The 11,749-nt window shown below is 61.7% G+C and carries 10 protein-coding genes; 4 read left to right on the top strand and 6 right to left on the bottom strand.

Annotated features, from left to right (window positions below):
• The first annotated feature begins 148 nt into the window (after window positions 1-148).
• From acs to E8E68_RS20790, 3 genes are all read left to right on the top strand, one after another.
• Complete coding sequence (gene acs / locus E8E68_RS20800) at window positions 149-2,083, top strand: acetate--CoA ligase (RefSeq protein WP_280344316.1); 1,935 nt, start codon at window positions 149-151, stop codon at window positions 2,081-2,083.
• A gap of 42 nt (window positions 2,084-2,125) precedes the next feature.
• Window positions 2,126-2,995: an oxygenase MpaB family protein gene (locus E8E68_RS20795; protein WP_266031278.1), complete on the top strand. Its 870-nt coding sequence runs from the start codon at window positions 2,126-2,128 to the stop codon at window positions 2,993-2,995.
• 78 nt (window positions 2,996-3,073) lie between these two features.
• Window positions 3,074-6,010 (top strand): DUF748 domain-containing protein, encoded by a 2,937-nt coding sequence (locus E8E68_RS20790; protein ID WP_280344313.1) that lies wholly within the window; start codon window positions 3,074-3,076, stop codon window positions 6,008-6,010.
• 98 nt (window positions 6,011-6,108) lie between these two features.
• Here the strand turns inward: E8E68_RS20790 and E8E68_RS20785 are convergent, their stop codons facing one another.
• The gene (locus tag E8E68_RS20785) at window positions 6,109-6,522 is read right to left on the bottom strand and encodes a VOC family protein (RefSeq protein ID WP_280344311.1); all 414 of its coding nucleotides are present in this window, start codon (window positions 6,520-6,522) and stop codon (window positions 6,109-6,111) included.
• Between the two features lie 60 nt (window positions 6,523-6,582).
• On the opposite strand from E8E68_RS20785, the gene E8E68_RS20780 reads away from it, so the two are divergent.
• Window positions 6,583-6,885 carry a putative quinol monooxygenase gene (locus tag E8E68_RS20780; protein WP_280344308.1) on the top strand — a complete coding sequence of 101 codons (303 nt, stop codon included), beginning with the start codon at window positions 6,583-6,585 and terminating at the stop codon, window positions 6,883-6,885.
• 75 nt (window positions 6,886-6,960) lie between these two features.
• Here the strand turns inward: E8E68_RS20780 and E8E68_RS20775 are convergent, their stop codons facing one another.
• From E8E68_RS20775 to rbfA, 5 genes are all read right to left on the bottom strand, one after another.
• Entirely contained in the window at window positions 6,961-7,311 is a 351-nt protein-coding gene (locus E8E68_RS20775) for a BON domain-containing protein (RefSeq protein WP_012274238.1), read from the bottom strand.
• Between the two features lie 261 nt (window positions 7,312-7,572).
• Window positions 7,573-9,678: a polyribonucleotide nucleotidyltransferase gene (pnp, locus tag E8E68_RS20770; RefSeq protein WP_110746170.1), complete on the bottom strand. Its 2,106-nt coding sequence runs from the start codon at window positions 9,676-9,678 to the stop codon at window positions 7,573-7,575.
• 250 nt (window positions 9,679-9,928) lie between these two features.
• Window positions 9,929-10,198: a 30S ribosomal protein S15 gene (gene rpsO, locus E8E68_RS20765; RefSeq protein ID WP_003249971.1), complete on the bottom strand. Its 270-nt coding sequence runs from the start codon at window positions 10,196-10,198 to the stop codon at window positions 9,929-9,931.
• Window positions 10,199-10,345: 147 nt separating this feature from the next.
• Window positions 10,346-11,263 (bottom strand): tRNA pseudouridine(55) synthase TruB, encoded by a 918-nt coding sequence (gene truB / locus E8E68_RS20760; RefSeq protein WP_110746168.1) that lies wholly within the window; start codon window positions 11,261-11,263, stop codon window positions 10,346-10,348.
• Between the two features lie 3 nt (window positions 11,264-11,266).
• Window positions 11,267-11,665, bottom strand: a complete 399-nt coding sequence (gene rbfA / locus E8E68_RS20755; protein ID WP_051101213.1) for a 30S ribosome-binding factor RbfA — start codon at window positions 11,663-11,665, stop codon at window positions 11,267-11,269.
• Window positions 11,666-11,749 lie beyond the last annotated feature (84 nt).

Genomic DNA, 11,749 nt, shown 5'->3' with positions numbered 1-11,749 from the left:
CAACACAGCCGTCCACGGCTGTGCGGTACCTGTGGGAGTGGGCAAGCCGGCGAAGTGGCCTGCACAGGTTGAACACCGCTCCCAGCTACACTGTCCTATCGAATAGCCGTTGCAGTCCCTCGCCCCTTACAAGAGCAGGACCACCGCCATGTTCGATATCCGCAATTACCCCCAGGCCCTGGCCGTCAGCCAGTCCGCCGCCCTCACCCCCGAAGACTACCGCCGCCTCTACCGCCAGTCGGTCGAAGACCCAGACACCTTCTGGGCCGAACAGGCCAAGCGCCTGGACTGGATCAAACCCTGGTCAAGCGTGCAGCAATGCGACCTGCGTACCGGCAAGGCCCGCTGGTTCGACGGTGCTCAACTCAACGTCAGCTTCAACTGCATCGACCGCCACCTGGCCAAGCGCGGCGAGCAGACCGCCCTGCTTTGGGAAGGCGACGAGCCGGGCGACTCCAAGGCCATCAGCTATCGCGAACTGCATCGCCAGGTTTGCCGCCTGGCCAACGCGCTGAAAGCACGCGGGGTAAACAAAGGCGACCGGGTGTGCATCTATATGCCGATGATCCCTGAGGCGGCCTTTGCCATGCTCGCCTGCACCCGCATCGGCGCCATCCACTCGGTCGTGTTCGGCGGCTTCTCGCCCGATGCCCTGCGCGACCGCATCCTCGATGCCGACTGCCGCACGGTGATCACAGCCGATGAAGGGGTGCGCGGTGGCAAGCGCATCCCGCTGAAACAGAATGTCGACAAGGCACTGGCCAGTTGCCCTGCAGTCAGCAGCGTGTTCGTGGCGCGTCGCACGGGGGGCGATGTCGCCTGGACCGAAGGCCGCGACCTCTGGTACCACGAGGCAACGGAAAAGGCAGGCGATACTTGCGCCCCCGAGCCGATGGATGCCGAAGACCCGCTGTTCATCCTCTACACCTCTGGCAGCACCGGCAAACCCAAGGGGGTACTGCACACCACTGGGGGTTACCTGCTGCAGGCGACCATGACCTTCAAGGTCGTGTTCGACTACCGTGACGGCGAGGTGTTCTGGTGCACCGCCGACGTTGGCTGGGTCACCGGCCACAGCTACATCGTCTATGGCCCGCTGGCCAATGGTGCGATTTCGCTGATGTTCGAGGGCGTGCCCAACTACCCGGACACTTCGCGCTTCTGGCAGGTGGTGGACAAGCACCAGGTGAATATCTTCTACACCGCCCCGACTGCGCTGCGTGCGCTAATGCGCGAGGGCTCGGCGCCACTGCAGAGTACCTCGCGCAAAAGCCTGCGCCTGCTGGGCAGCGTCGGCGAGCCGATCAACCCCGAAGCCTGGGAGTGGTACTTCGAGGAGGTAGGGCAAAAGCGCTGCCCCATCGTCGATACCTGGTGGCAGACCGAAACCGGCGGCATCATGCTCACGCCACTGCCGGGCACGCTGTCACTAAAACCCGGCTGCGCCACCCAGCCCATGTTCGGCGTGCAACCGGTGCTGCTGGACGAAAAAGGCCAACCGATCGAAGGCCCCGGCGCCGGCCTGCTGGCGATCAAGGCCAGCTGGCCCGGACAAATCCGCAGTGTCTACGGCGACCACCAGCGTATGGTCGACACCTACTTCAAGCCCTTGCCCGGCTACTACTTCACCGGTGACGGTGCCCGCCGCGATGCCGATGGCGACTACTGGATCACCGGGCGCATCGACGATGTGATCAACGTTTCCGGGCACCGCATCGGCACCGCCGAAGTGGAAAGCGCGCTGGTACTGCATGACAGCGTGGCCGAGGCAGCGGTGGTCGGCTACCCCCACGACCTCAAGGGCCAGGGCGTCTACGCCTTCGTCACGACCATGAATGGCGTGTCGCCGGATGACGCACTGAAGGCCGAGCTGCTGGCCCTGGTCAGCAAGGAAATCGGCAGCTTCGCCAAGCCCGAGCTGATTCAGTGGGCACCCGCGCTACCCAAGACGCGCTCAGGCAAGATCATGCGGCGTATACTGCGCAAAATCGCCTGCAATGAGCTGGACAACCTGGGCGATACATCGACCCTGGCCGACCCCAGCGTGGTGCAAGGCCTGATCGACAAACGCCTCAATCAGTAACCGGCGGCCACAGTTCCTGGCCGCCCTGCCCCGCAGGTCGCCATGGAAGCCCTTCGCCGCCGCATCGAAACCCAGGTCATGAGCCTCACCGGGCTGGCCCTCGGCCAGCTCGACCTCGAATCGCCCAAAGGTGACCCTGGCCTGTTCGGCCCACACAGCATCAGCTGGCAGGTACACGGCGACTTCCCGAGCATGCTCGTGGGCGGGATCAGTGCGCTGATGTTGCAGTTGTTGCATCCGCTGGCCCTCGCCGGGGTGTGGGACCATTCCAATTTTCGTGAAGACCTGCTGGGCCGCCTGCGCCGTACCAGCCAGTTCATCTCCGGTACTACCTTCGGCGCCACAGGCGATGCTGAATGGTTGATCGACAAGGTCCGCACCATCCACCTGCAGGTGACCGGTACCGCTGCGGATGGCCGACCGTATGCGGCCAGCGACCCGGATTTGCTGACCTGGGTGCATGTGGCGGAGGTCAGCAGTTTTCTCGCCGCCCATCTGCGCTACCGCAACCCACACCTGTCGCCCGCAGAACAGGATGCCTACTACGACGAAATCGCCCTGATTGCCGAGCGCCTCGGTGCACGTGACGTGCCGCGTTCACGCCAGCAGGTGGAAGATTACCTGCAACGCCTGCGCCCGCAGCTGCACTGCGACGCACGCAGCCATGAGGTGATGCAGATCCTGCTAGCGGCCCCCGCCCCCAGCCGGCTGGCACAACCAGTGGGCAAACTGATGCTGCACGCGGGTATCGACCTGCTGCCAGGCTGGGCCCAATCCATGCTCGGCCTGCAGCACGGGCCCTTGCAGCAACGCCTGATCCGCCTTGGCCTGAAACGTACTGCACCGGTGCTGCGCTGGGCCATGCGTGACGGCTCGGCGCACCGTGCCAGGCGGCGCATGGGCATTGACTGAGGGCAAATGGTCCGCCCAGCGGAACTGATTTAACGTGCCATACTCCAAGCACTCCTGCCAAGACAGACGAAGCGACACATGTACAAAGGATTGACTCGCGCCGCTGGCGCAATCGTGGCACTGGTAGCGCTCTACAGCCTGCTCGGCTTTCTCATTGTTCCCGGTGTCGCGCTGCGCATCGCCAACCAGCAGTTGGCCCAGTACGCCACTGTACCGGCCCACCTTGAACGCATCGAGCTCAACCCCTTCAGCCTGGAGCTCACGTTGTGGGGCCTGCAGATTGGCGAGCCAGGCAAGGAGCAGGTCGGCTTCGAGCGGCTATACGCCAACCTCTCGCTCGATAGCCTGTGGACCCGCGCCCTGCACCTGGAAGCAGTCGAACTCGACAAGCCGCGCAATGAAGTGCTGTTCGCCAAGGACGGCAGCCTCAACCTGACCGGGTTGTTCAAGCTGCCGCCCAGCGAGGCCAAAACTGAAGAGCCTCCCAGCGATCCGTTTCCTCTGCGCATTGGCAGCATCAAGCTCAAGGAAGGTTTCCTGCACTTTCAGGACATGCGCCCGAGCGAGCCGATCGAGTTCCTCTACGACAACATGAATCTGGAGCTGAAAAACCTCAGCACCTTGCCTGATGACAACGCCGACATGACCTTGGTGGCCAACGGCCCGAACGGCGGGCGCATCGACTGGAACGGGACCCTGAGCCTGTCACCGATCGCCTCCGAGGGTACGCTGAAGGTCACCGACGCCAAGATGAAACTGTTCTGGCCCTATGTGCGCGATGCCGTACCGCTGGTGCTGGAAGACGGGGTTGTCAGCCTGGATACCCACTACAAGCTCAACCTCGCCAAACAGACCGAGCTGCTACTGGACAACACCTCGGTGCGCATCGCGCCATTCGCCATCAAGGCACCGGACGGCCGACCACTGGCACGCCTGGCCAAGCTTGAAGTGAGCGAGACTTCGGTCGACCTGGTGAAGCAGCTGGTTACCGTGGGCAAGGTCCGTAGCGAAAAACTGGAAACCTGGGCCGCGCTAGAGAAAGACGGCCAACTCGACTGGCAAAAACTGTTCGCCGGCCAGCCGGCCAAGGCTACACCCAAGGAAAAGGCCGAGCCGGCCGCCGCTGAGCCTACGCCCGAGGAGAAAGCGGCCAAGGCGCCAGGCAAGCCGTGGCAGGTGCTGCTCAAGGACGTGCAGCTGCGCAACTACCTGGTGCACCTGGCTGACCGTACGCAGAAAGAGCCGGTAGCCTTGGACGTAGGCCCGCTCAACGCCGATCTGCAGGGCTTCGACAGCCTCAACCAGACACCCTTCAACCTCAAGCTGGATACCGGCGTCGGTAAGCAAGGCAAGCTGCAGGCGGCCGGCCAGGTCAACCTGGCGCCGGTGTGGGCCAAGCTCGATGTAAGCACCCGCGATATCGACCTGCGCGTGGCCCAGGCCTACATCAGCCCGTTCATCCTGCTGGAACTGCGCAGCGGCATGCTCTCGACCGACCTCAAGGTCGACCTGAAGAACACCACGCCGCTGGCCTTCAATGTAACCGGCAAGGCGCAGGTCAGCCAGTTGCATACCCTCGACACCATCAAGAGCCGCGACTTCGTCAAATGGCAGCAGGTGAATGTCGACGGCTTGTCCTACGTGCACGGCGACGCACTGTCGATCGACAAGGTGACGCTGCTGCAACCCTATGCGCGCTTCATCATCAACGAAGACCGCACCACCAACGTGAATGATCTGCTGATCCCGCAACCGGCCGACGCCCCCGCCAGCAGCCAGCCCAAGCCGACCACCGCCAGCAACAGCAAACCGCTCGGCATTCGCATCGGCCAGATCGACATCAACGATGGCTCGGCCAACTTTGCCGACCTGTCGCTTACCCCCAACTTCGCCACGGCCATCCAGCAACTCAACGGGCAGATCGGCACCATCGACAACCGCAAGCCGACGCCGGCCAAGGTCGACGTCAAGGGCAAGGTAGACCGCTACGCACCGGTTACCATCAAGGGCGCCCTCAACCCGTTCAACCCATTGGCCAGCCTGGACATCGCCACCAGCTTCAAGCGCGTCGAGCTGACTACCTTGACGCCCTACTCCGGCAAGTTCGCGGGCTACCGCATCCGCAAGGGGCGGCTCAACCTCGACCTGCACTACCTGATCACCAACGGCCAGCTCAAGGCAGAGAACAAGGTGGTGGTGGAGCAGTTGCAACTGGGTGAGAAAGTTGACAGCCCAGATGCGGTCGACCTGCCGATCCGCTTGGCGGTGGCATTGCTCAAGGATACCGAGGGCAAGATCTCGATCGAGCTGCCGGTGTCTGGCGACCTGAACAACCCGCAGTTCAGCGTGATGCCGATCGTCTGGCAGACCCTGCGCAACCTGGTGCTGCGCGCTGCGCAAGCGCCGTTCAAGTTCATTGGCGGGCTGATAACTGGCGGGGGTTCGGAAGACCTCGGCAACGTCGCGTTCGCACCCGGTTCCAGCGAACTCAGCGGTGATGCCCAGTCGTCGCTGGACAAGCTGGCATCGGCACTGAAAGAGCGCCCAGAACTTCGCCTGGAAATCGAGGGTACCAGCGCCCAGGCCAGCGATGGTCCGCTGATCGCCCAACAGCGCCTCGAGCGCGAGTACCAGGCCACCTGGTACAAGATCCTGCAGCGTCGTGGCGACAAGGTGCCAGCCAATGCCTCGATGCTGGTGGTTGACGACAGTGACAAACCGGCGATGCTCGAAGGCATCTATCGCACCCGCCTGAAGCAGCAGCCGCCTGCCGAATGGGAACAGCTGGGCCGCGACGAGCGCGCTGCCAAGCTGCGCGAGGCCGTGATCAAATCGTGGGCCGAGAGTACCGCCTTGCTGCGTACCTTGGGGCAGGAGCGGGCCAGCAGCATCAAGGACTACCTGGTCGACAAGGGCAAGCTGGAAGACGACCGGGTGTACTTCATCGATACCAGCCTGGGGCAGCCTGAGAGCGATGGCCGGGTGGTGACACCGATGCACCTCGATGCCGAGTAATCCCTGTTCACAGGCCCGGCCTCTTCGCGGGTAAACCCGCTCCCACAGGTACTGCGATCTCTGGGAGCGGGTTTACCCGCGAGGAAGCCAGCTCGGCTTCAAACCAAACGCTGCCCCGACACCGCCGGGTGGTACAACGGCTGCACCTTGTTCCCGGCCGGGTCCAGCAGGTGGAAGCTACGTGCGCCGTCACCATGGTTGAACGGCCGGTCGAGCAAGGTCACGCGACGGGCCTTGAAGTAGGCATACCAGGCCTCCAGTTCCTCCACACTGTCGACAATGAAGCCGTAGTGATCCAGGGTCTGCAACCCGTTGGCCGCCCCTGCCCCACGCCCCAATGACAGGTTGTCGTTACCACAGGTGAGGTACACCAGGTCCTCATTGGCGCGGCTCAGCACTTCCATGCCCAGCACATCGACGTAGAAACGCTCACATTCCTCAAGGTTGGGCACCAGCAGGGCGATATGGCGCAGGCCGTTCAGGCGGCCAGGGCGGGCGGGTAATTCAGACATTGGCGCGGCTCCATTTTTGTATACAATTCACATTTGAATTTAAAACAAAAGGAGCGATTTGTGTACAGTCTGTTCATCAGAACCCGAGTCAAACCCGGATCCGCTGAAGCTTTCCTGACCGCCATCAAGGCCAATGCCGCAGCCTCCGTTGCCACCGAACCTGGCTGTCTGGTGTTCGATGTGTCACAGGACAGGGCCGACCCGCATGTGATCTACCTCTACGAGATCTACCGTGATGAAGCGGCGTATGACGCCCATACTCAGACCGCGCACTTTCGCGACAGCCGGCCTCTGGTGGAACCACTGATCATCGAGCAAGAGTGCTTCGAAAGCGATGTGATTGCGCGCAACCCAATGTACTAGTCATAACGAAAAGCCCCGGCAGAGGCCGGGGCTGGTGAAATGGTGGCCAAATCCTTTTGGCCGACGGGACAATCCTTATTCGGACTTCAGGCCATCAGCCGACACGGCCTGTACGCCTTTGATCTTTTTGGCGATGGCAACAGCCATCTCTTTCTGCGCATCGGTCACAGCCACGTCAGACGACAGCGACACAACGCCTTTGTTGGTTTCAACCTTGATGTCGCTGCCAGGCACCCCTTTCTCGGTCATCAGGTCAGCCTTTACCTTGGTGGTGATCCAGGTATCGGAGGTTGCTTCCTTGGCTTTGGTCACCTCACCGGCCGCCAGCGTCATTGGGGCCTGGGTGGACTGTTGGGCAAATGCCGCGTTAGCCATGGTCAGGGTCAGAGCGGTAGCAGTAGCGGCAGCAATGGCGAACTTCTTCATGTGGGTCACTCCTGTTTTTCGAAAGGTCTGCGCCGAAGGTCCTGGCGTCAGGTATGAAGGTAGTTGCACGCGCTGTGCCACTTTTACCGCTTCGCTTAAGCCCTTATAAATCAACAAGTTAGCAAACAGCCAGCACTGCAGGGGTCGTGCAATTTGCAATCTGCACGGTAAACCTGCATGCAAGATGCAAGTCCGCAAAAGGTTCCCGCAAGGCATTAAAAAAGGGCCCCGAAGGGCCCTTTCCTGTAGCGTCGCAGTCGCTTAGACGCCCGAGGCCTTGGCCGCGGCAACGTCCTTGATCGACAGCTTGATACGGCCGCGGTTGTCCACGTCCAGTACCAGTACTTCGACTTCCTGGCCTTCTTTCAGGATGTCGGTGACTTTCTCGACGCGAGCATCGCTCAGCATGGAGATGTGCACCAGGCCGTCCTTACCAGGCAGGATGTTGACGAAGGCACCGAAGTCAACGATGCGCTCAACCTTGCCGACGTAGATCTTGCCGATCTCGGCCTCGGCGGTGATGCCCAGGATGCGCTGCTTGGCAGCTTCTGCCGCTTCCTTGGTTTCGCCGAAGATCTTGATCGAGCCATCGTCTTCGATGTCGATCGAAGCCTTGGTCTCTTCGCAAATGGCGCGAATGGTGGCGCCGCCTTTACCGATGACGTCACGGATCTTGTCGGTGTCGATCTTCATCGCGATCATGGTCGGGGCGTTGGCCGACAGTTCGGTACGCGACTGGCCAATGATCTGGTTCATCTGGCCGAGGATGTTCAGGCGCGCTTCCAGGGCCTGGCCCAGGGCGATTTCCATGATCTCTTCGGTGATGCCGTTGATCTTGATGTCCATCTGCAGCGCGGTGACACCTTTGGCGGTACCGGCTACCTTGAAGTCCATGTCGCCCAGGTGGTCTTCGTCACCCAGGATGTCGGTCAGGACCGCGAACTTGTCGCCTTCCTTGACCAGGCCCATGGCGATACCGGCCACTGGCGCCTTCATCGGTACACCGGCGTCCATCAGGGCCAGGGAAGCACCGCAGACCGAAGCCATGGAGCTGGAACCGTTGGATTCGGTGATTTCCGAAACCACACGAATGGTGTACGGGAACACGTCGGCAGCAGGCAGCATGGCCTGGACCGAACGGCGGGCCAGACGGCCGTGGCCGATTTCGCGACGACCAGCACCGCCCATGCGGCCACACTCACCTACCGAGAACGGTGGGAAGTTGTAGTGCAGCATGAAGGGGTCTTTTTTCTCGCCTTCGAGGGTGTCCAGCAGCTGGGCGTCACGGGCAGTACCCAGGGTCGCTACGACCAGGGCCTGGGTTTCGCCACGGGTGAACAGTGCCGAACCGTGGGTTTTCGGCAGCACGCCGACTTCGATGTTCAGCGGGCGCACGGTCTTGGTGTCGCGGCCATCGATCCGAGGCTTGCCGTTGACGATGTTTTCGCGAACGGTGCGGTATTCGATTTCGCCGAAGATGTCTTTTACTTCACCAGCCGAAGGCTGACCTTCTTCACCAGAGAACTTGGCAACCGCCTGGTCGCGCAGCTCGCCCAGGCGCGCATAGCGATCGGCCTTGACAGTGATGGTGTAACCCTGCGAAACCGCTTCGCCGAACTCGGCGCGGATGGCATTGAACAGCTCGGTGTTGGCAACGGCAGGTTTCCAGTCCCAGGTCGGCTTGCCAGCTTCGGCAGCCAGCTCTTTGACAGCCTGGATAACAGCCTGGAATTCGTCGTGGGCGAACAGTACGGCACCCAGCATCTGGTCTTCGGTCAGCTCTTGAGCTTCCGATTCAACCATCAGCACGGCGTCAGAGGTACCGGCTACGACCATGTCCAGGCTCGAGGCAGCCAGTTGCTCGTAGGTCGGGTTCAGCAGGTAGCCGGTGCTTTCGTGGAAGGCAACGCGAGCAGCGCCGATCGGGCCTTCGAACGGAATGCCGGAGATGGCCAGGGCAGCCGAGGTACCGATCATCGCAGCGATGTCCGGGTCGGTCTTCTTGCTGGTGGAAACCACGGTGCAGACGACCTGCACTTCGTTCATGAAGCCTTCCGGGAACAGCGGACGGATCGGACGGTCGATCAGGCGCGAGGTCAGCGTCTCTTTCTCGGAAGGACGGCCTTCACGCTTGAAGAAGCCACCTGGGATCTTGCCAGCGGCGTAGGTCTTTTCCTGGTAGTGAACCGACAGCGGGAAGAAACCCTTGCCTGGATCAGCCTGCTTGGCGCCTACCACGGTCACCAGCACGGTGACGTCGTTGTCGACGGTAACCAGCACGGCGCCGGTTGCCTGACGGGCAATACGGCCCGTTTCGAGAGTAACGGTCGATTGACCGAACTGGAAAGTCTTGATTACCGGGTTCACGGTTTCCTACCTTTTTCAGTGGCTCTTGGGGGAACTGGTTTCTTGCGAATTCTTGGGCAGAACGGGGAATCGGCCCCATTGACCGTCCAGATACAACACGAGGTTGGGAGCCTGGCAGCTGTGCGGTAAACCGCTCAGCTCAACCAGGCTGCCAACCTCGGAGATACGCGTGACGTGCCCGACGACAATGCTGCGAAACAGCATAGCCGAAGCTTGCGACACGCCATGCACACCACTGACCAGGCCGCTATTAGCGACGCAGGCCCAGGCGACCGATCAGGGCGCTGTAACGAGTGGTGTCTTTGCCCTTCAGGTAGTCCAGCAGCTTACGACGCTGGTTGACCATACGAATCAGGCCACGACGGGAGTGGTGGTCTTTATCGTTGGCCTTGAAGTGGCCTTGCAGCTTGTTGATGTTGGCGGTCAGCAGAGCAACCTGCACTTCCGGGCTACCGGTATCACCGGCGGCTTGCTGATATTCGGCAACGATCTGAGCTTTTTCTTCAACGCTGAGGGCCATTTGGCTTCTCCTGATAACGGATCCCGCATGCGGGGTCCAATAGGCCAGGGACTAATCCCTGTATTAATAAAAAAGGTGTGACCGTGCCTACTGACAGCCACCCTTGATGCCGTGGGGCTCGGCAACTGCCTTACCCCCCGGTTTCGGTCATTCCGACCGAATCAGCCGACGCGGCGCAATGCGCCCGTCTTCGCTCACTTCACCGATACCGATGAAGCGCGCATTATGATCCTGTACCCGAACCATGCCAAATTGTGGCGCGTCCGGCGCGCGCACTGCCTGACCATGCAGCCAGTAGAACGCACTGTGTTCGGACAGGCTGACCATTGGCCAGTCCTGCAGGCCGCTGTCCGAGGGCATCAGGAAGCGATCGAGCGCTTCGTTGCCGCCTTCGGCGTGGGCCTGTTCGAGTTCCTCGAGAGTAACCGTCTGTGCCAGCGCAAAGGGCCCGGCCTGGGTCCTGCGCAGCTCGGCGACATAGGCGCCGCAACCAAGGGCCTCGCCAATATCCTCCACCAGGGTGCGGATATAGGTGCCTTTGCTGCAGCCTACGCTCAGCCGTGCACGGGTGCCTTCGCACTCGAGCAACTCCAGCCGGCCAATAGTAACAGAACGCGCCTCGCGCTCCACTACCTCTCCTGCACGTGCCAACTTGTACAGCGGCTGGCCGTCACGCTTGAGCGCCGAGTACATCGGCGGTATCTGGCTGATCGGGCCGCGAAAACGTGGCAGCAGCGCCTCGATGTCGGCGCGACCAACGGTCACTTCGCGGGTCTGCAGAACCTCACCTTCGGCGTCGCCGGTGTTGGTAGTCTGCCCCATCTGCATGACGGTTTCGTAGCCCTTGTCGGAATCGAGCAGGTACTGCGAAAACTTGGTCGCTTCGCCAAAGCACAGTGGCAGCACGCCGGTTGCCAGCGGGTCGAGGCTACCGGTGTGGCCGGCCTTTTCCGCGTTGAGCAGCCAGCGCACTTTCTGCAGGGCGGCATTCGAGGTGAAGCCCAGCGGCTTGTCGAGCAGGATGATGCCGCTGACGTTGCGGCGGATACGTTTGACCTGGGCCACCGCTTACTCCTTGGTGTCCGGCTCGTCGGCTTCCTTGTGCAGGCGGTCTTCGGCCACTGCACGCTCGATCAGCGCCGACAGGTGCACACCGCGGCTGACGCTTTCATCGAAGTGGAAGTGCAGTTGCGGCACGCTGCGCAGTTGCATCGAGCGCCCCAGGTGCAAACGCAGGAAGCTGGCAGCGCTGTTCAGTGCCTTCAGCGACTGCTGCACGGCGTCCGGGGTTTCCTCGCCCATGACGGTGATGAACACCTTGGCATGGCCCAAGTCACGGCTGACGTCCACGGCGGTGATGGTCACCAGGCCGACACGCGGGTCCTTGACTTCGCGACGGATCAGCTCGGCCAGCTCGCGCTGCATCTGATCGCCAATACGTTGGGTACGGCTATATTCTTTTGCCATTCTTGCTACCTGTAACTTAAAGCGGCAAACGCCCGGACAGACCTGAGCCTGACCGGGCGCTACCTGAAGAGGTACCGCAAGCCG

The organism is Pseudomonas sp. BN607, from assembly GCF_029871175.1.
Lineage (GTDB): Bacteria > Pseudomonadota > Gammaproteobacteria > Pseudomonadales > Pseudomonadaceae > Aquipseudomonas.
Note: the sequence above shows the minus strand (reverse complement) of the source record. Positions and strands in the feature narration are given on the sequence as shown.